The sequence below is a fragment of the Aliiglaciecola lipolytica genome (assembly GCF_018860635.1).
Classification (GTDB): Bacteria; Pseudomonadota; Gammaproteobacteria; order Enterobacterales; family Alteromonadaceae; genus Aliiglaciecola; species Aliiglaciecola lipolytica_A.
This window is the reverse complement of the sequence record NZ_JAHKPT010000021.1, coordinates 463478-484773: the sequence shown is the minus strand read 5'-3', so window position 1 is coordinate 484773 and position 21296 is coordinate 463478. Positions and strand designations below refer to the sequence as shown.

Annotated in this window: 18 protein-coding genes and 1 tRNA gene; 14 read left to right on the top strand and 5 right to left on the bottom strand. The window is 41.3% G+C overall.

What is annotated here, in order from left to right; genetic code table 11:
* Positions 1-81: 81 nt before the first annotated feature.
* The 10 genes from KO530_RS10595 (at position 82) to KO530_RS10550 (ending at position 11692) form a co-directional block, all read left to right on the top strand.
* Positions 82-726, top strand: coding sequence for a peptidylprolyl isomerase (locus tag KO530_RS10595; protein WP_216048376.1), 645 nt, complete (start codon positions 82-84; stop codon positions 724-726).
* A gap of 360 nt (positions 727-1086) precedes the next feature.
* Positions 1087-3342, top strand: a complete 2256-nt coding sequence (locus KO530_RS10590; RefSeq protein ID WP_436792299.1) for a TonB-dependent receptor — start codon at positions 1087-1089, stop codon at positions 3340-3342.
* A gap of 131 nt (positions 3343-3473) precedes the next feature.
* A complete protein-coding gene (locus tag KO530_RS10585) occupies positions 3474-3992 on the top strand; it encodes a nuclear transport factor 2 family protein (protein WP_252729093.1) in 519 nt (172 codons plus the stop codon).
* A 228-nt stretch (positions 3993-4220) separates the two neighbouring features.
* Positions 4221-4724 (top strand): RipA family octameric membrane protein, encoded by a 504-nt coding sequence (locus KO530_RS10580; RefSeq protein ID WP_216048375.1) that lies wholly within the window; start codon positions 4221-4223, stop codon positions 4722-4724.
* A 4-nt stretch (positions 4725-4728) separates the two neighbouring features.
* Entirely contained in the window at positions 4729-6546 is a 1818-nt protein-coding gene (locus tag KO530_RS10575) for an ankyrin repeat domain-containing protein (RefSeq protein ID WP_216048374.1), read from the top strand.
* Between the two features lie 2 nt (positions 6547-6548).
* Positions 6549-6980: a DUF3293 domain-containing protein gene (locus KO530_RS10570; protein WP_216048373.1), complete on the top strand. Its 432-nt coding sequence runs from the start codon at positions 6549-6551 to the stop codon at positions 6978-6980.
* A gap of 283 nt (positions 6981-7263) precedes the next feature.
* Complete coding sequence (locus KO530_RS10565; RefSeq protein ID WP_216048372.1) at positions 7264-9399, top strand: TonB-dependent siderophore receptor; 2136 nt, start codon at positions 7264-7266, stop codon at positions 9397-9399.
* A 102-nt stretch (positions 9400-9501) separates the two neighbouring features.
* Entirely contained in the window at positions 9502-9786 is a 285-nt protein-coding gene (locus KO530_RS10560; protein WP_216048371.1) for a hypothetical protein, read from the top strand.
* A 5-nt stretch (positions 9787-9791) separates the two neighbouring features.
* Positions 9792-11408 (top strand): PepSY-associated TM helix domain-containing protein, encoded by a 1617-nt coding sequence (locus KO530_RS10555; RefSeq protein ID WP_216048370.1) that lies wholly within the window; start codon positions 9792-9794, stop codon positions 11406-11408.
* Complete coding sequence (locus tag KO530_RS10550; protein WP_216048369.1) at positions 11405-11692, top strand: hypothetical protein; 288 nt, start codon at positions 11405-11407, stop codon at positions 11690-11692. Before KO530_RS10555 ends, KO530_RS10550 begins: the two co-directional genes overlap by 4 nt.
* A 73-nt stretch (positions 11693-11765) precedes the next feature.
* Here KO530_RS10550 and KO530_RS10545 read toward each other — a convergent pair whose 3' ends face one another.
* Positions 11766-12914 carry a sensor domain-containing diguanylate cyclase gene (locus KO530_RS10545; RefSeq protein ID WP_216048368.1) on the bottom strand — a complete coding sequence of 383 codons (1149 nt, stop codon included), beginning with the start codon at positions 12912-12914 and terminating at the stop codon, positions 11766-11768.
* Positions 12915-13400: 486 nt separating this feature from the next.
* Here KO530_RS10545 and KO530_RS10540 point away from each other — a divergent pair, with 486 nt between their 5' ends.
* Together KO530_RS10540 and KO530_RS10535 are read left to right on the top strand one after the other, a co-directional pair.
* The gene (locus KO530_RS10540) at positions 13401-14567 is read left to right on the top strand and encodes a hypothetical protein (protein ID WP_216048367.1); all 1167 of its coding nucleotides are present in this window, start codon (positions 13401-13403) and stop codon (positions 14565-14567) included.
* Entirely contained in the window at positions 14564-14983 is a 420-nt protein-coding gene (locus KO530_RS10535) for a hypothetical protein (protein WP_216048366.1), read from the top strand. The genes KO530_RS10540 and KO530_RS10535 overlap by 4 nt, the downstream gene beginning before the upstream one ends.
* A 140-nt stretch (positions 14984-15123) precedes the next feature.
* Here KO530_RS10535 and KO530_RS10530 read toward each other — a convergent pair whose 3' ends face one another.
* Together KO530_RS10530 and KO530_RS10525 are read right to left on the bottom strand one after the other, a co-directional pair.
* Positions 15124-15417 carry a putative quinol monooxygenase gene (locus tag KO530_RS10530; RefSeq protein WP_216048365.1) on the bottom strand — a complete coding sequence of 98 codons (294 nt, stop codon included), beginning with the start codon at positions 15415-15417 and terminating at the stop codon, positions 15124-15126.
* Between the two features lie 49 nt (positions 15418-15466).
* Positions 15467-16492, bottom strand: a complete 1026-nt coding sequence (locus KO530_RS10525) for a zinc-binding alcohol dehydrogenase family protein (RefSeq protein ID WP_216048364.1) — start codon at positions 16490-16492, stop codon at positions 15467-15469.
* Positions 16493-16607: 115 nt separating this feature from the next.
* Between KO530_RS10525 and KO530_RS10520 the strand changes: the two genes are divergently transcribed.
* On the top strand, positions 16608-17543 hold the full coding sequence (locus KO530_RS10520; RefSeq protein ID WP_216048363.1) for a LysR family transcriptional regulator: 936 nt from the start codon (positions 16608-16610) through the stop codon (positions 17541-17543).
* A 339-nt stretch (positions 17544-17882) separates the two neighbouring features.
* A complete protein-coding gene (locus KO530_RS10515) occupies positions 17883-18836 on the top strand; it encodes a transposase (protein ID WP_216048362.1) in 954 nt (317 codons plus the stop codon).
* 236 nt (positions 18837-19072) lie between these two features.
* Here KO530_RS10515 and yegD read toward each other — a convergent pair whose 3' ends face one another.
* Positions 19073-20554 carry a molecular chaperone gene (yegD, locus tag KO530_RS10510; protein WP_354667872.1) on the bottom strand — a complete coding sequence of 494 codons (1482 nt, stop codon included), beginning with the start codon at positions 20552-20554 and terminating at the stop codon, positions 19073-19075.
* Positions 20555-21068: 514 nt separating this feature from the next.
* Positions 21069-21158 (bottom strand) — tRNA-Ser (locus KO530_RS10505).
* Positions 21159-21296 lie beyond the last annotated feature (138 nt).

Genomic DNA, 21296 nt, shown 5'->3' with positions numbered 1-21296 from the left:
ACAAACCTGCGGGTTTCCTCAGGTTTTCAGGTTTAGTGATATTTGCTAAGCTAGGGCAAATAACGAAACTGACATGTATCAATGACATACCAAATTAAAACGTTTTCTTCGTATTTTCTAACCTTCTGCATTTGCATCTTGTTACTCGGCGCTTGTGCGACGTCCAAAAAAGCTCAGCTTCCGGTTGCTGTGTTGACCACTGAATATGGCAATATTGAAATTGAGTTAGACACAAATAACACGCCAATAAGCGCGAACAATTTCATTGCTTACATAAAAGGCGGGCATTTTAAAACCTTGACCTTCTATCGTACTGTTGATCACAGCAATGATAACCACCCTCTGAAAATCGCGGTTCTACAAGGTGGCTTAAACGCGGCACTTGATGAGCCTTTCGATGCTCCGCTACCAGCAATCACTCACGAATCAACGGCACAAACCACTCTCACTCACACAAGAGGCGCGGTTTCTTTTGCCCGTGGTGATTTAGGAACAGCGCAATCAGAATTTTTTATCTCTACCTTAGATAACCCGCATTTGGATGCAGGCGGATTACGCCACCCTGATAAACTAGGTTTTGCAGTATTTGGCAAAGTGATTGGGGGAATGGACGTGGTAGATAAAATTGCGGCAATGCCTGCGAATCGAGTTCACGACAATCCCTATGTGGAAGGACAATTATTAACTGAGCAGGTGGTTGTCAGTAAAATCACTCTCATTGATTAATAAATCAGCTCAATCAAAGCGAAAAACCGTTTTAAGACTAAGATGATAAGGCACATCTAGGGAAATATATTTTCCAATTTGAGTTTTTAAAAAAACTTAAAGCATTCAGGCACTTGGAGAGGTTTGCTTAGCACATTTTTACTGATAAACTTTTCCAGTGCAGTTTTATCTTTTGCTTTAAATAAGTGGCATCACTTAGCTTTTAGTTATTAGCTCGTCGTTAGTAACGCTTAGTTATAGATTAACAACACTTAAATAAACACACCAATCATCCATAACAGAGATAATGATAAATACGTCAATGCACATGCATTTCCCAAAGACTAATTATATGAACCTAAACACAAGGGATTCACAACAGTGACACATCAAAAAACAACTACACCTTTTTCTATTGCTCCTTCTTTAAAGAGCAAAACCCTAGTGGCTATAGCCGTCGCTACCTGTTTATCACCAATGAGTCTGTACGCGCAATCTAACGCAACTGGAGCAAATGATGCTGAGGTCGAGCGTGTGCTAGTGACCTCTCGTAAACGTTCAGAAGATATGAACGATGTGCCAATTAGCATTAACGTGGTAACTGACGAACTAATTGATAATTTAGGCGCTGCCGACTTTACCGATTTATTAGGCGTAGTGCCAAGCTTAACCTCTTACCAAAACGGTCCGGGAAGAACCCGTTTATCTATCCGTGGCGTGGCTAATGGTGGCGGTAATGACAACGATACGCAAAACCAAGAAACTGTCGGCATTTATATGGATGAAATTCCAATTTCCATGGGCGGCATGAACCCAGAGTTTGCATTGTTTGATTTGAAACGTGTAGAAGTATTGCGCGGCCCTCAAGGGACTCTATTTGGCGCAGGTTCAATGACAGGTACGGTTCGACTCGTTTCAAACGAGCCTGATCTTAACGAATTTGGTGGTCGCTATGAAGCCACTGCATCTTCTATCAGCCATGGTTCACAAAACTATTCGGTGAAAGGTCTGATCAATGCCCCGGTCATCGAAAACCAGTTGGCCATTCGTGCAAGTGGCTATTACATGGACAACGGTGGTTACATCGATAATGAAGTCACTGGCGAAAAAGATCTTAACGATGGCATATCGAAAGGCGCTAAAATCTCGACTTTGTACTTCCCTACCGACAATTTGCGTGCGGAATTAACCCTACTTCACCATAACTACTCAGATAATGGCTATCCACAAGACATCGACTCTACCCCGTTTTTAACCAGAAACTATACGTCTTTCGATGGCTTTGATGATGAAGTAAATATTGCCAATCTAACCTTAAAATATGATTTAGAGTGGGCAGAGTTGGTCAGTTCTACTTCGTATTTTGATCGCTCGATCATTAACAGACGTTCGTTAGATTTATTATTTGAGTCGGCGCTTCCTCCCGAGGTCACGCCACACGAACTCATCGATTTCACTGACTCTGAAGTCTGGGTGCAAGAACTACGCTTAGCCTCAACCACCGATGATAAGTTGCAGTGGACTGTGGGTGCTTATGCCGATAAAAAAGATGTGTTTTATGAAAACACCTTTCCTGTTCCAGGAGCGGACGCAATATTAGGCGTGCCTTCTTCGGCCTTTGGCGCACCAGAGGACCACTTGTACTACGGTTTTGACGATCTAACCGTAGAGACCTATGCGTTATTCGGTGAAGCATATTACGACATTGGTGATCTTTCTATCACAGCCGGTTTACGTTATTTCAACTGGAAACAAAATATCGAGTTCTACCAGTCTGGTTTGTTCAACGGTGAATCAAACGGTGATATTCGACCTGAAAGTACCACTGATGGCGTGAATCCGAAACTGAACGTGTCATATCGTTTAAATGACGAAGTTTTGGTTTATGCTCAAGCTGCGAAAGGCTTCCGTTACGGTGGCATCAACGGCGCGATTCCTGAATCAGTATGTTCTGAAGAATTGGCTCAAGTTGAACGTGAAGGCGGCGATACACGCTTCTTTAAACCAGATGAAATTTGGAATTACGAGGCAGGTATAAAAGGCGTGTCCAGTGATGGTATGTTCAGTTATAACGCAACTGTTTTCCATATTGATTGGAGCGATATGCAAACCAGCCGCTCCTTTGAGTGTGGTTTTGGTTTCCGTGAAAATGTCGGCGAAGCCACCAGCCAAGGGATAGAATTTGAACTTAGTATGAAACCCGTTAACGCCTTGACGTTGTCTTTAGGCGGTGCATACATCAACAGTACTTTGGATGCAGATGTGCCTAATTTATCTGCGTTAAAAGGTGATTCAGCTCCGTTCGTACCAGAAACGACCTTTAATGCTAGTGCAGATTATGAGCGCGCGTTAAGCCAAAACTACATGGGCTTCGCGTATTTTAATGTGCAGTACACAGGAGACCGTGCTACTGAGTTTAACGAAGAGGCTGCCAACTATCGTAAAATGGATGCTTATACTGTGGCTAATTTACGCTTAGGTGTGCGCTTTGATGAATTTGAAGTGTCGTTGTTTGCAAATAACTTGTTCGACGATGATGGTGTGGTGCGGGCGATAGGCAGACCGCCTTTTGATCAGCCTGCTACTATTCGTGTGACACCTCGCACGGTTGGGTTAACCTTCCGCGGTAACTATTAACAGGTTAACGCAATTAAAAATCGCTTATTTGGCCTGCTTGATCAAAGCAGGCTGATAAGCGAATAATCGGACAATTGCACTTAGCATTAAAAACTAGCTCGTGCAGTTGTCCGCCATTTAACAGGATAATAATGATGAAACGATTTGCCGCTATTGTGATGATAGCTTTTTGGTCTTTCAGCAGTGTCAGTTTTGCTGGACCGCAACCATCAGCAATAACAGACAACACTGAGTCGATTAACAAACTGATGGACGGTCTTCATTACTCAGCAAGCCAAGCGGATCTGAATGCCTACCTTGGTGCTTTCACTCAAAATGGCGTCTTTATGGGAACTGATGATTGGGAACGATGGAGTCGCCCCACCACTTTGGATGCCTACGTTAAAGAACGTTTTAAGGGCGGCACAGGATGGACGTATAAGTCCGTTGAACGTCATATAAATTTTGCAGACAGTGGCAACACAGCATGGTTCGACGAAATAATAGTCTCACCAAAGTGGGGAAGATTCCGCGGCACTGGTGTGGTGATTAAACAAGCTGACACTTGGAAAATTGCACATTACTCCATGAGCGTGTTGGTGGCCAATGAAGCATTTTTTGAGATTGCAGAGATCAACAAAAAAGCATTTGCACAACGCAAAAACAAATAAGTCAGAGGGCATCCCTGTGGGATGCCCATTCGCATAACCCATCACGGCGAAAAATAAGATCACCTTGACGAAAGCGATAAACCTCCCTCAATAGCCTAGCTATTTCTTGCCGATTATTTCTTGTTTAAGATAAAAATTAAAGCAGCCTAGGCTACCTTAGACTTTAAAAATGGAATAGTATAAAAATCAAGCGCTCGATACTAAATCAAAAAGGATATAAATTTAGCCATGACGCAACATTCTATCAAAGAGACATTATTCAATTCATCCATTGTTGGCGACAAGACATGTCAGGAAAGCATCCTTGAACAATATAAAATGTGTGTTTCCGCAACGGAGAATATTAGTAATCGTCGACAAACAACAAATAGTTTTTTTATTAGCATTAACACCATCATTGTTTCGTTTGTAAGCTACTTCAACTTTCAAGGTGACGATAAAGTCATTTCCTTAGTCATACTGTCAATTGCTGGCATAATCGCAAGTTTCATGTGGCGTCAGTTGATCCTCTTATATAAAGCACTTAATTCTGCAAAATTTTTAGTGATACTGGAAATAGAAAAGCAACTGCCTTTAGCGCCATATACAGCCGAGTGGCAAGCCTTAGAAGAGGGGCAAAATAAACAGAAATACAAACCTTTCACGTCCATTGAGTCTCAAGTACCTATTATTTTTATGGTGCTACATTTATTGGTTGCTTTTTTTAACTTAAATACGTTTCTAAACAGCTAACAATATGTTTAATCTTCTGTTTAAAACAAAAAAAGGTGAAGAACAGACGGATCAAAATCACGCCCCCATATTCTGTGCAATAACACAAAATAACCTCGTTGAACTTAAAGATTTAATCTCAGACCCAACAGCAATATCAGTAAAAAATGCGACAGGTCAAAGCCCCTTGATATTTGCGTGTGAACGGGGCAATCAACAAGCGCTGGATATTCTATTAACAATTGAACACGATATTGAAGAACAAGACTTTTTCGGGTTTACACCACTAATGACCGCTTGCAAACACAAACAGATAGATATCGTAAAAAAATTATTGGCAGCAGGAGCTAAACCGAACACAGCTAACTTGTTAGGCAGAACAGCGCTCATGTTATCTTGTGCTAAAGGTGAAATCGAGACTGTAAAACTGCTCCTTGAAAATGGTGCGAACGCTAATCAAACTGACAGCAACGGTCGTAGGGTAATAGATTACGTTGGTAGCCAAAAAATAGGTAAATTAAAGTCCTATAAAATAATCAAGATTATTAGCAACGCGCCTGGGTTTTATCAAAAAACCAAGACCAAAAAGACCAAACCAGCGCTATCCTTCGCTGAATTAATCGGCAAACATGCTAAAAATAATATAGGACTCGATATTGGCGTTTTCATCATGATTCATAGTTTTGTTATGTTCAGCATGAATTTCGACAGTAAAAGTATTGTGTTTTTAAGCGAAGAAAACACAAAATACCCCAGTTCAATTTTTGTAATCTTGCCTTTTTTACATCTTATTTTTATGCTCTATTATTTTTTTCCTGCCTACAAAATAATTAAATTTAAACCTTCAGATGCATCAAATAACAGACTGAACAATCCCCTACCGTCCGCTCATCAATATGCAAGTAATACAGAATATATTCAAACGCTATTGGATTTTGGTTTTCACAGCCTGACTAACAAATTTATCCATATTACTGATCCAACCGTTATCCGTGCAGGGAAATTAAACATGCTGTTTCCCAGTGCTGTGCTGCTGCTGGCAATACTCAATGGCGTAATGATGGCGTTTGACTATTATGACTTTCTAGTTGATTGCGCTTTAGCCGCTCTGTTTATATGTTTATTGGGTATTTATTTTGAATACAAAAGAAGAAAAAAAGCGCTTGTGTGCATCCATAAAAAGTTAGACAAAGCGGCAGGTGATATGTTGTCGACTCAGCAAAAAAGAGATGGCGTCCCACCAAAAGAATTTATTTTGTACTTAAGAGCGTTTGAAACCACTGGTGCATTAAAGGTAGGTGACACAGATTTCGAAACCGCTATTACGCATTTTTTGTCCCCGCATATTTTGCTCATTACCTTTGGCGTACCTGGTGAATTTGCAGGGGCAGCTAGAGTGCAAAGTACAGAAGAAAAATGGCAGTCTAACGTCTTAGATTTAATGCACAGGGCTACACACATTTTAATGCTTCCCTCTGACCGACCGGGTACTTTATGGGAAGCTGCAGAACTTAAAAAGCATCAACTACTGTTTAAAACCACCTTTGTGATGCTGCCAGAAATTCAATTACAATCCGCAAAGTACTCTGAATTGTGGCAACGAGCCTATGCTGCTTTTCAACCTATTGGCCTTAATATTCCACAACATATGTTTAAAGGTTTAGTATTTAATCTAAATCCAGCAGGCCACGTACAACATTATTCCATTTTACAAGAGGCGGATTTATTCATTAAACAATTTTCCGCTTCAGCAGGTGGAGACGGCAATGGAGAGGGCGATGGCGAAGGGGGAAGCGAAGGTGATGGCGGCGGAGATGGGGGCGGAGGCGACGGAGGTGGTTGAACATGGATAAAGATTTATTAGCCGCTTACAAAAATGCTGAATATGTTGTTTTTGCTGATGGATTAGCAGATAACCAGTTTGTTATGTTGGTCGATAAATACTGTGACGCCTTACAACGATTAATGTATCAAAAGGACTGCAAACAAGCGGCCTTTATCAGCGCATACAATCCTCGTAGCCATCTACTCCCAGAGTCCCAAAACCGCAATGCACACACCCAATTAAAAAACCAAATACAGCAATTAGGTTTCAAATTCATCAACGGCGAAGGGCGAGATCCAAAAGGACATTGGCCCGCAGAAAAGAGCCTGCTAGTACTCAATATTGATAAACAAGAGGCCATAAATATAGCTAAACAATGGGGTCAGAATGCGCTGATCTGGATTGAAGACGACGCCATTCCAAATTTACTTTTGATAGAGCACTTTTGCTAGATCACTTTTACTAGATTACCTGAGCCGTTAAGTTTTTCATCGGTACCTCCCCTGTCGATTTTTTCGATGAGCGAGCGGTTTATCTATCCTAGTTGGCCGCCATTTTTTACTTAGGGAATTAATCTAACCGCACAGCAAACATCACTTCCAACTCAGTACCTTCATTACTGTGAGCACAACACCAACACCATATACAAATAACAATGATTATCATTTGCAATACGTTTATCAATGATTATAATGACCCCGCTTTATTAATCACACTTCACATTCAGAGAGCACTATGAATAAAAGGCACACTTTTGCATTATCACCGTTGATGTTGGCGTTAGGCATGCATGCGCAAGCAGCAGATTTAAACAATGAAGACACGAATAACACAGCCGAAAACGACATTGAGGTTATTCGTATTGTTGAAAGCCGCATTCAACGAATTAGTTCTGGGGCAACAGGTTTAGGTCTAGATAGTTTTGACACCCCTCAATCTCTGTCAATCATCGAAAATGACACCATTTCGAAATACAACTTGAGTGATATCAATAGCTTGTTTAGGCAGGTTACGGGTATCAACATTGACCAAACAGAAACAGACCGCACCTATTTTAACGCCCGCGGTTTTGACATAACCAGTATGCATGTAGACGGCTCGGGCATCCCCTTTGGTGATATTTTCGTGGGCGATCTTGATACCGCTATTTATGAAAAGGTGGAGTTTATTCGCGGCTCTAACGGGCTGATAACCGGCTTAGGCAACCCGTCAGGTACGGTAAACTACGTTAGAAAACGCCCAAGTAATGATCCCCAAGCAAGTGTTGCCGTTACCTTAGGCCGTTGGTCAAATATGCGCGCAGTTGTGGATGTATCAACGCCATTAACTGAATCAGGAAGCTGGGCCGCCCGCGCGGTTGTCGTGCACCAAGACAAACAAAGCTGGTTGGATCGCTACGAGAATAACCGCACAGTTGTATACGGTGTTGTTGATGGTCAAATTAACGATGATGTCACTCTTACTTTTGGTTACACCTATCAAGATAACAACAGTGATGGCGTGACTTGGGGTGCGGTTCCAATGATTTATTCAGATGGTACCCAAACTGATTTTGCGGTTTCTGAGTCCACCAGCATGAACTGGACGTATTGGGATACCTTGAATGAAACTGCGTTTGCAGAATTAAGTTGGTACATCACTGATGATCTCAATTTCACCAGTAAGTTGAACTACACCAAATACGAAGATAATTCTGAGCTATTTTATGCTTATTCCAATACTGGCTTAGATCACGAAACAGGTTTAGGCATGTTGGGTTACCCCGGCAAGTTTTACGCAGAAGACGATATCTTAATTTGGGACAATACCTTACAAGGCACGTTTCAAGCGTGGGGGATGGAACATTTGTTCAATCTAGGAGTTAGCCTCGCCGACTCTGAAACTCTCGATTTAGAATTCGGCGCACTGAGCGGTTTCGACGTTATGCCTGCCCTACCCGGCTGGACGGGAACCGAAGTGGCAAGACCTGACTGGGCAGAACCTTATCAAGCTGGCTATACAGACGTCACCTTAAATCGTTTTTACGGCTCAATTCAACTAGCCGTTACAGAGAATTTCGATTTTGTGTTAGGCGCAAGTTTTGTTGATTATGAAAACGAAGGGGAATCTTGGGGCGCATCCACTTCTACCACTGAAGATGGCACCAGCCCATATATTGGTTTTACTTGGGAAGCGATGGAAGGTCTAAATGTTTATGGCAGTTACAGCGACATTTATCAACCTCAGTATTATCTAAACGAAGATCTTGAGCCCCTAGGCTCTGCTGAAGGTCGTAGTTATGAAATGGGCATTAAAAAACGTTTTGAACACAACTTATTAGTCAGTTTAGCCGTTTTTCGCACCGAACAGGAAAACCTGTATGAATTTATCGAATATGGCGACGGTGACGGCGTTGACGATGATGATTATTCAGATGACTTTGATTATTCACTGTATCGCGGTGTAAACGTCGACTCTAATGGTTTTGAGTTAGAAGTGTCAGGTCAGGTTTCAGAGGAGTGGACACTCCAAGGTGGCTTTACCGCGTTAACCATGGACGATGAAAACGGTGATGAAGCTCGCACATTTATTCCGCGCAGAACCTTGAAGTTAATGGCTGACTACTCACCGACTTGGCAAGAAAAACTCAATGCCGGTATTTCTGTTCGTTGGCAAAGCGAAATGTATTACCAAACAGGTTTCGGACGCATTACTCAAGACGCCTATGCGCTTATTGGTGGCTATGTGCAGTACCGATTCAGCGAGCAAGTGTCACTTAGTCTGAACCTAGACAACATTACAGATGAAAAATACCTTAGCTCTGTTCGAACCGACCAAGCGTTTTATGGTTCACCAACTGACTATAGCCTAACCTTGCGTTGGGGCTTTTAATAAAGCTACAAAAAGAAGCTTATGTAACCAATAGGCTTCTTTTTTCGTTCCTAATTGGGCACAAAAAGCGTGTTTCATATTAGCTAAAATTGGAAACAAATCATGAGTACATCATCTTTGAAATTTCTTAAAAACAGACGTTTTTGGCTAAGCGGGCCCGCTACTCTTGTGGTCTCTTTGCTATTTATGCTCGCCATGGCTGTCTGGTTTCCACCTGGAGCAGGCCATGTGAATAACATCATGATGCCGATGTTTATGTTTCCGCTCATTTGGGCGATTTTGTTTTTTTACACTTACCTGACAACAAACCTGCAAAAAGCCCAATGGCTGCTTGCCACATTATTTGTTGCCAACAGTGCCATTCTTGCATTTCAATTTTTAGGTTAACCTTTATGACTGACAATACTCCACCCTTGCGTTCTAAAGCTAAGGCTTTACTTAGCCTTCATTCTTGGTCTGGCATTGTATTAGGAATGTTACTTTATGCGGTTATATTTACTGGTACAGTAGCGGTGGTTGCCGATGAAATTGGCGAATGGTCAAACAGTAATTATCATAAAAATCTGTTAGTTGCCTCTGATGTCCATGCAACCGTTTCTCGTTTAGCTGACCAAACCCCTGTAGAGTATTTAGATGAAATTTCTGCTTATGAAAACGATAGGCAACAATTGGTGTATTTCTTCCACACCCACAAGCAAAATCCATCGGGTGATATGGACGAGTATGGCGTTCAGTATTTAGTTAATTCTCAGGGTCAAACCATCTCAAAAGAAACCGGTTTTGGTAGCGAGATATTCGCCCAAGACGATACCTATGCCTTAAGTCGATTTTTAGTTTCCATTCATACTGAATTGCATATTCCGGCTCCGTGGGGGCTAATACTCACCGGGATTTTAGGGCTGGCAATGTTAATTGCTTCTGTGTCTGGATTTATGATGCACCGTCATTTGTTTACCGATATGTTTTCGATTCGCAAGCAACGTGACGGCCAGCCCCTCAAACGTGACTCTCATACAGTGGCAGGCACCTGGAGTATTCCGTTCGCTATTTTATTGGCGTTCACCGGCAGCTTTTTCAGTTTTTCCACTGCGTTTGGTTTGCCTGCCATGGGAATGGTGGCATTTGGCGGTGATCAAGAAGCACTTATGTATGCTTTGGTAGGCGAGCAACAGCACAAAAGCGAAGCACCAATGACTTCTGCTAATTTTACAACTATGGTCAGAGATGCAGCAGCACGACAATCATCAGTACCCTCTTATTTGTCCATCTCTCATATGGGCACAGAGTCGGCTAGTTTACTGGCTTTCTTTATGCCAAATGAAGGCAAGGTTGGATACGAACAATTAGTTTATGATGGCACTAATGGTGATTTCATTGAGCACAAACCCTTAGTCGGCACTGTACCCTCAGTATCAAGTGATATTTTGTCATTAATTTATCCCATTCACTTTGGTACCTTTGCCGGGCTAATGTCGAAAATTGTGTGGATAAGTCTAGGCGTAGCCGCTTGTTACGTGACTATCACAGGTCTACAACTTTATGCTCATAGAAATGAAAAAAGCCAAACCAGTTGGCGCTGGTTTAGCCGAATGTGCGTGTGGGGTTTTTATGGCCTTCCCCTGTGTTCACTAGTCAGTGCCTTTGGCTTTTTTGTTAGTGGCAATATGGGGGCGAGTCAAAGCTTATGGACCCAATATTCGTTCGTGATTGCCGCCGCATTAATTAGTTTAGTTAGCTTGTCTATGAAGAACCTCAAACAACTCAAAATTTTATTGCTGGCAGGAAATGGGATCTTCTGTTTAATATTACCGGTATTACGCTTTAGCAGCTCACATGTAGGTTGGTTAGAGGCCTTGAAATTCAACATGATGGACATGTTGTTTATCGACTTTGCACTGCTTACCTGCGCTCTTTGGTGCTTTTTCGCTCTGCATAAAAAATGTCAACAGGAAAGCCAAGAAAGTGATGTTTGGACTCCAACCATATCTGATGTAGAGGTGAGAAAATGAACCATTTAATTATGACGCTGCCTTTTATCGCGTTCAGCTTACTGGTTATTTTTTTGCTTGCCCTCACCGACCCAAGGCGCAAGCAACTGTCCAACAAAACCAACAACAAAACGTCCCGCAGCTTAACCTTATCGCCTATGCACAGAAAGTTACTGGCATGGAGTTTAGCTCTGCCATTTATTCCGCTAATAATCATGAGCAATTATGCCGGCATATTGATGTATTCAGGGGCGGTAACAACAATAGGTTGGATGGTATCTGAACTGCCCGCCTCTGTGGTTTAAATGAATGATGAAATATAAGCAAGCTCGCAAAACTAAAACATCTAAGAGGCGAGTTTTAAACTTATTATGAAAATTAACGTTTAACCTGGAGTTCTGATATTACTAAATTTCGGCCTCGTTCTTTTGCCACAAAAAGCGCGGTATCGGCTCTAGCTATGACTGATTTCAATGAGTCGTCTTGCTCACTAAATTGTGCAACGCCTGTTGAAATAGTGAATTGAATTTCGCCCTTAGAAGTGTTCATAGTATTTTGCTGGGTAAGTACCCGCAAGCGTTCAGCAAATTGAATAGCCCCAGCGATTTCTGTATCAGCTAATATCATTGCAAACTCTTCACCGCCAATACGGCCAATGATGTCGGAGGAGCGTGATATTGAGGTTAACACCTCACCCATCTCTTTTAGCGCGATATCGCCTAGTTCATGGCCGTAGTTGTCATTGATGTCTTTAAACTTATCGATATCAAAGGTGACCACACAAAACGAGCTAGCATGTCGTTTGGCTTGTAAATAAAGTTGTTCACCGGCTGAGAAAAAAGCGCGTCTATTAGGTAATTGGGTCAACTCGTCAGTCATGGCAAGTTGCTCTGCTGTTTGTTTGGCGTATTGTAGTTCTTTGGTTTGTTCTCTAACTTCTATTTCCAAGCGCTTATTATAATCTTCTAATTGAATAGCCATATCTTCTTTGTGCTTAAGGTAGTCAGCTTGTTTAATTGCTATTTCCATAAACTCAGCTAATTCGGACACCATTTTAATCTCTTCGACAGTCCACTCATGCTTTTCGCTTGAGTCCAAACAAAACAAGCCTACTACCCCTTTGTTATGACTAACCGGAACGTCTAAAACTGCGCGAGTATTGCCCTTTGTCATTGGCTCTTGTAATGGTAAAAAACGGTGGTCAGTTAATACGTCGGAAACGGCTAATAGTTTGAACTGGTTTAGCTCTTTCAAATAATCTGGCGCTATATTAAGGTCACTTTCTAGCCCCTCGAGGTTAGGCATATGTTTTGGAGTAGAACAACGCCAAATTTTGAGAATACCTTGCTCAGAAACAGTTGAATAGGACACGCGATACAACGGGTATCTTTTGGCTAATTCTTCTAACGCAATTTGAATAATTCTCTCTGAAGACATGCCGGCATTAATACTTTTAACAATTTGACCAATAGTTTTGTATCTGTCTCGATTGTGTCTTAATTGAATAACTTCACTGCGATATTTCATCAGTTGTAGGCCAACGAAAAGGACCGAGATTAACAGAATGATAAAAATTATATAAACAACCAAGAGATCGCGTCCTCAAGTTAATGGCACTTCACGAAAGATTGTAGGAAAAGTTGTGTGCCCAGAATGCAATTTATAATCATCTCAAAAATATGAGCAGACTCAATATATATTAACTTTTTTTTAGACCGCCCGACTAAAAATTAACGTAATTGCTGCTAAATACTTGTACCTCAAAACCCAAGCATAGCTCAAATTTAATCGTTTAAAAAAATCGTTTCAATAATCCATGCAGTTTCAAATTTGTTGCAGTATAGGTAAAACTCACAGTACATTTTGCCAACTAGGATTAGTTACAATGCTAAAACGTTTGACACCACAACTGGCTCAAGTATTTTGAACTATAGTTATTTTACCTAGCCAAAAAGATTGTAAACTTAAAATATGAAGCGCCGACTATCTATTGCATTTTCCTCATGCTGTTTAATGCTGCTTTACTGGGCGCCGACACTTTACGCCGAAGAAGCTGATGAAAAATTGCAGTTTTCCGGATTTGCTCGTGTGGTTATGGGTCATTTAGATGATGAAAATGCTGAGTACGTGGGCTATGACAACAGCATAAGTTTCGACCAACAATCCCTTCTTGGGCTGCAAGCAGATTACACTTTTAGTGATCAGCTTTCTTTAACCGGCCAGTTGATAGGTCACACAAGTGAGCTACGTTCTTCAGGATTGGAATGGCTTTATTTAACCTATACCCCGTCCAATACCGCACTTCAGTTTAAACTTGGCAAGCAGCGCATACCATTTTTCAATTACAGTGACAGCATCGATGTCGGCTTTGCTTACCCATGGTTAACGCTACCCCAGCAATTTTATGACACGGCATTCTTTTCAACCTTTGAAGGGGTGATGGCTAATTACCAATATATTTATCACGATTGGGTGATGAACTTTGAAGGATATTGGGGTTATTACGACGATAAAATTTATTTAGCTAGCGGCGAAATCGATACCAAGGTAACAGGGCTTTTCGGAGTTAATACCAGTGCATCCTATAATGGGTTAACGTTTCGGGCAGCCTACAACCAAGGAAACGTCAAACTGCAACTTCCTGCTGCAACACAGTTTGCTGAATTGCTCAATCAGTATGGATTTAGTCAAAATGCAGCATCACTTAATCCGGATGGTCTCATTCATTTTTATCAACTAAGTGCTAATTATGAGAACCTAGATTATTTTGTACGTAGCGAAGTCGCGAGAATGGTGGGTGAAAGTGGTCCAGTTCCCGACATAGATAGCTTCTACATTTCCGCAGGTTACAACTTTCATCCATACACTTTATATATTTCCTACGGCGCTCGAGATGTGCATTACGATCACGGACCTAATGAAATCCCCTACGGTATTTCAGATGAACTTGACTTTCTAGCGGCAACCTACGAATCCGTACTCAGCGGTTTTCCTGACGATAAGAGCAAAGGGACTAAAATTGGCCTTAGGTGGGACTGGCGATATAACGTGGCGTTTAAAGCAGAAGTCACCTACGTTGACGCTGAAAAAGTAAGTAACGATTTTGCGATCAAAGATTTAGGAGGATTCGATGGCCATGGGGTCTTGTATCAACTAGGAATTGAATGGATATTTCTATGAAAAAATGGGGCATTTTGCTGCTGCTCGCATCACTTTGTTTTTTTCAAGTTGCTAGGGCAAATGAAACTATTGTGGTGGTTGCCAACATTGTAGATAAATCAATTCAGCTTAACCGGCAACAAATACGTAATTTATATATGGGCGGTATGATGCCTTATGATCTGAACGTAATCGCATTATCGCCAGATAACGTAACCCGCGTGATATTCAATACAAAAGTGGTGGGATTAACAGAATCGCGAATCCAATCATATTGGGCGCAAATGCGCTTTACTGGGCGTAAAAAAGCACCGAAAGAATTCGCCAATGAGCGTACTTGGCTTGAGTATCTAATCAACAATGAAGGAACTCTGGGGTATTTGCGAGGCAGTATCTCGATTCCCGATGATTTATTAGTTGTTTATACCATTGATTAGCCGTCTATCTTCGCAGTTACAATTAACAACTATTACCCTCCAATAGATAGAACAAAACGTAACCACCGTTTTAGCTCGATGTGCACATCGCTAACCAGCTAGTTGGTGAAAGACGTTTTGTTCATGCCATTAACATTAATCTATGCGCTAATTACCGTCATTTCATTTAAAATAAATTCTTCAACGCAACCTTCAGTGGCAGCCATATAATCCGCTAAGTGCTGGTTGCCCATGTGGGTTTGCCAAAGTTCACGTGTCTGCCAGTTTTCATAAAACATAAAATGCGCTGGATTTTCGTTATCTTGATGTAAGTCGTAGTTGATGCATCCAGCTTCATTGCGGGTAGTATCGATAAGCTTTAACAGCTCCGCTTTGACTAAATCTACTTTGCCTGGAGCGGCTTTAATATTGGCCACTATGGTTAATTGAGTCATGCTAATTTCCTAATTAATATTGTTCAGTTTGATCTGCTAAGTTGGTTGCTTAAAAGCCTTCCAACACGATTTTTCCGATCGATTTGCCTGATTCAAGTTCTTCATGAGCGGCTCTTAGATTCGCCGCATTAATTGTCCCAAGGTGTTTACCTACAGTGGTTTGGATATAACCTTGGTCAATCAAATCACTTACTTTATTCAGTATGTGATGCTGCTCAATCATATCATCGGCCGTAAACATTGAGCGAGTAAACATAAACTCCCAGTGCAGCGATAAACTTTTAGCTTTCAGCTTGCTGATATCAAGGGATTCAGGATCATCAATTAAGGCAATTTTTCCCATTGGTGCTAACAATTCTACATAGCTATCAAGGTATGAATCTGTATGGGTTAAACTCGCAACATGGGTCACTTGCCCGATGTTTAATTGTTCAATTTGCGCAACCAGAGGCTTAGAATGATCAATAACATAATCCGCTCCCAATTTTTTTACCCAGTTTGCTGAGCTTTCACGAGAAGCGGTCGCGATAACAGTTGCACCTGTTAAAGCACTGGCTAATTGAACTAATATCGAGCCAACGCCGCCTGCAGCGCCAATAATCAAAATGATATCCTTTGACTGCTCTTTTGTATCTGGGAGCTGTTGTTTAATGGCTAAACGTTCGAACAACAGTTCCCACGCGGTGATTGCTGTCAACGGCAATGCCGCTGCTTCACTGTCAGACAAGCTCTTTGGTTTGTGACCAACAATACGTTCATCCACTAACTGAAATTCCGCGTTACCGCCCTGACGATTCAAATCACCAGCATAAAACACCTTGTCACCTGGTTTAAATTGGGTAACTGAATCGCCGATAGCCACAACTTCACCAACTGCATCCCAACCTAGCACTTTGTATGCATCAGCCTCAGGGGTAACATTTTGGCGAATTTTGTAATCAACAGGGTTAACCGCAATCGACTTGACGCTAACTAATAAGTCATGTCCTGATGCAGTTGGTTGTGGCAGTTCGATATCAATAAGAGATTCAGGGTTATTAATAGGTAACGCTTGTTTGTAGCCAATTGCTTTCATAATTATATTCCTGTGTTTTGACAATGTTAATCAACTTGGGAGAAATTATAGAGCTTGCTTAACGAAACAAAAACAGCATAATGATTGAATCTTTATCAAATAATTTTTGACAATCATGTTACTAGAAGACCTTAACGTAATTTTAAAAGTGGCTGAATTTCGCAATATTACAGCGGCGGCAGAAAGTTTAGATATGCGCACAGCAACAGCAAGCGCTGCTATAAAGCGAGTTGAACGTGCGTTAGGGGTTGAGTTATTTATCCGAACCACCCGACATTTGAGGCTCTCCGTTGCCGGTGAAAAATACATTCCCAACTGTGAACAAGCATTACAATTACTCAATTTCGCTAAGCAAAATGTGAAAGAGGATTTAGATGTCATTGATGGTGAATTAAGAATTTCGGTACCTTCAGATTTAGGTCGCAATTTAATTCTACCTTGGCTTGATGAGTTTATGCATGAGCACGCAGGCGTTAGCGTCAAATTACATATTAGTGACAGTAATATTGACTTCTATCGAGATCCTGTTGATATCGCTTTACGCTATGGCACACCGAATGATGCAAACTTATATGGTTTTAAAATTTGCAAGGTTCCCCGTGTAATTTGTGCAACAACCGAATATTTGAAAAACAACGGGTTACCACAACATCCCAATGATTTAACCACCCATAACGGCCTTTTATATCAACTTCATGACATTATTCACGACGTTTGGGAATTCGATCACAATGAAAAATCGATAAAAGTAAAAGTACAAAGTAATCGAGCTTCAAACGACGCCGAGTTGGTTAGGCGTTGGTGTGTAAATGGAAAAGGCATAGCGACAAAGTCTAGCTTAGATATGTCGAACGACCTACTTGACGACAAAGTTGTGCCGATATTAAAGGAATTTGCCCCCAAACCGACGGAACTATGGCTGATCTGCCCAAGCAGACAAACAATTACTCCAGCCGTGCGATTGCTCAGAGAACATTTCAGAATAAAGTGCGCAGAGGTTTTTGCGCAACTGATTAATAAAGGGGTGTTAACGCAGGAAAATATTAAGTAGTTCCTACCGCCAATTACAAAAAACCCGCGAACCTTTCGATTCGCAGGTTTTAGTATTTGGCGAAGAGAGTTCCCCCCCATCTGCAGCGCCACTAAACTCAACTGATTGAGTTCTCTTGTGTATACGCTTAAAATTTTTAACATTATTAAATAGCTTGTTTACTTCTGGGCTATACTATCCCTTCATCTCTTCCAAGGTTTTACAAACATGAGTACAAACATGGACAGCCATTGCATACAAACATGTACAAACATGGACAGCCACAAACTAGACTAGAACTAGACTCTTAGGAAAATAGAATCAACTATGCTTTAGTATGATTAATTCAGGGAGTGAATTATGCCACTGGCAAGGAAGCGACAAATCAATCTTTCAGATACCCCTTATTATCATTGTGTATCCCGATGTGTCCGGCGTGCCTTTTTGTGTGGTGAAGATGAACTGACAGGGAAAAGCTATGAGCATCGTCGCCAGTGGGTAGAAGACAGGTTATTGTTTTTAACCACCGTATTTGCCATCGAAGTTTGTGCCTATGCAGTGATGAGCAATCACACCCATGTGGTTTTACATGTGAATGCTGACAAAGCTAAACATTGGACGGATACAGAGATTGCTCAGCGCTGGCACAAGCTTCACAAAGGAACCTTGCTCTCACAGAGGTTAACCTCAAAAGAAGCTCCCGTGTTCACAGACGATGAACAAATCACACTCCAGTCAACCTTGTCCGTTTATCATAATCGCTTAACCGACATTAGCTGGTTTATGCGAGAATTGAATGAGCCGATTGCTCGACAAGCTAATCAAGAGGATGACTGTACCGGTCACTTTTGGGAAGGGCGATTCAAATCACAAGCACTGTTAGATGAACATGCCTTAGCAGCCTGTATGGTGTATGTGGATTTAAACCCTATACGAGCAAAAATGGCAACAACCCCAGAGTCTTCTAACCACACCAGTATTAAACGCCGTATTCATGATTTTAAGAAAGGTTATCAGCCCTCTACGTTAATGCCTTTTGTTGGCAACCCAAAGCAGCCACAACCGCAGGGACTAATGTTCGATTTAGTCGAATATCTTAAGTTGGTTGACCTATCTGGTCGCAGTCTTAATCCCAATAAAAGAGGGGCAATTGATATGAGTGAATCACCCATATTGCAACGTTTAGGGTTGGATGAACACACCTGGCAAGATATGTTTTTGACCTTTGAAACCAATTTTAGCGTGGCTGCAGGGCAATCAGACACCTTGAAACGCTATAAGCGAAAACGTCGGCAAAAAAATTCTGTAGGCTAACGACTCCACTAAAGCCGCTTTTCATTTCAATTGTTTCTTTGCACAAGAGACAGGCCTCCCCCTGCACTAAATTCAGCTCAATAGCGCCCATTTCCCAGAAACCGATGATTCCATAGGTATTTATCTAAATTACGAACGCATTAATACTTTTCATCAGACTCCAGTAAAAGTTATAGGCCTCTTTTTTCACTACCTTTAAAAATGCCTGTCCATAATTTAATCCATGATTTACTGATTTAGTTCCCAAATATGCGTTGGGAATGGGTAATTAGGCCAGTTGTAACGCTACCAAAATGGTTCCCAATGACAATCTCAGTATCGGGGAACATAGCGCTTATCCATTGTTTGATGACGGGTGAAATTGCAGTACCGCCGGTTACAAAAATGGTGTCGGGTTTAGCGCCTGACTGCAGTAAAGACTCATTCACGATAGACTCAATTTGCTTTAATTCGCCACTGATGGCATCACCTAGTTGATCTCGGCTAACCGAGATTTGTAAATTTGATTCAATATAATCGAGATTAACCTCGGTCAAATTGTTGGTTGAAAGTGCTATTTTGGTTAATTCAGAACTTTTATTTAATTTGAGCCCTAGTTTGTCGTCACGCAACTTTTTTAATCGCTCGATTCTATTATCCAAAGACATAAAACAATATCGTTGCAATTCCACACCGGTTCTATTTGAATTAAACTCACGCTGCGCAGCGACATCATTAACACACACAGCCTGCCTGAATAATGTGGGAGGAATCGGCAGGTCGTTAGTTAATATAATATCTTTACCAAAGTGCGGCATTATCCCCATTAGCGCTAGTTTGTTGTCAATATCAATGCCCCCTATCCGTTTTCCTGAGCAACCAAGAATATTACTCTCTCGAATATCGCTGCTTATATAACTGGGTCCTAGTTTAACCACCGAACAGTCTGTTGTACCGCCACCTAAATCAATAATAAGCACCACTTTATCTTGACTTAACTGTCTTTCATAATCGTATGCTGCTGCAAGTGGTTCCATTAAAAATTCAATATCTTTAAAACCCACTTTTTTGGCCGCTGAGGTAAGAATACTAAGGGCTTGACTATTTCCGTCTTTTTCTTGTAAACCATGAAAATTAACGGGCCTGCCAATAACAACACTCTCCAGCTCAATGCCCTTTATATATTCAGATTCTTCTTTTATAAACGCCAGCATTTTCTCAATAACAGATGCAAATATGGCTTGTTGAGCTTTGGTGATTTTTGCACCTAAAAAAGATTTGGGCGACTTAATGTAAAAGCCATTTTCAGGATTTGTAATGTGCGCTAATTCCGCTTCTCGACCAATAATAATATCGTCGCTCAACTCCAGCGCTTCCATTACGGTTTTCATACGTTGATCAGTTTTAGCATCTTCGCGATTTTCAGCTCTGATTATTTTGCGAAAAATATTAATTAGTTCAGCATCGGTGAAAATCCGCGCGTCTGTTTCACTTTTAGCTCTTTTGGTTTGTACCGCTTTTTCTGCTTCCACACGAGCTAATAAATCTGTCTCCGATACTTTTTCTGGTTTAATAACTCCATGCTCTAAAAATACACAAGAAGGAATCGTGGTTTCGCCATCTTCAAGAGGAATAAGAGCAGGTTCACTTTGTTCTATTATACCAATGGAACAATTAGACGTACCAAAATCTAAACCTGCGAACATTTTATTCTCTTTATTTTTACTGTTTAATTTCACTCGATACTCATTAAAGTCAACCCCAAAATTAGCCGACTAATCACACTAAAGTAAAAAGCATTATTTTTGCTAACCGGGTCATTGTTTGTTACTGAAAAGTTGGATTTTATAAAATACGTGGGCTTAGACACTGGCAAAAGACCCCTGCGTCTACGAAATCAGCGGGGCCAGATCCCACAGGTTTTGAGAAAGATGGAAATCATTTACTCTGAAATCAAAGGGAGCTGACCCCGAAGGTTTTGATTTCAACAATTCCTACTATCTTAAAATATGCCTGTCCATGAGTTTATGCCTGTCCATGACTTTCATCCATGACTTTCTACTTCTAAAATATGCCTGTCCATGACTTTATTGTTGATTTCAACAATTCCTACTATCTTAAAATATGCCTGTCCATGAGTTTATTGCATAGTGAAAACAATAGAATAAACATATCTGAACTTAGTGGAACTGATCCCAAATTGATCCCAAACAAAAAAACCAGCAACTAAGTTGCTGGTTTTTTTGATAAATTTGGCGGAGAGAGAGGGATTCGAACCCTCGTTAGGTTTAACCCTAAACACACTTTCCAGGCGTGCGCCTTCAGCCACTCAGCCACCTCTCCAAATTGTTTCACTTGCTCTTCGAAATTATCTCAGAGCTAACACATCCATGATGATCGGCACCCAGTCCGTACATCCATGCCCGGCCGTTCAGCCGGGCGGTGCTGCGCACCTAAAGAGGCCGGCTTCACCCACCTCTC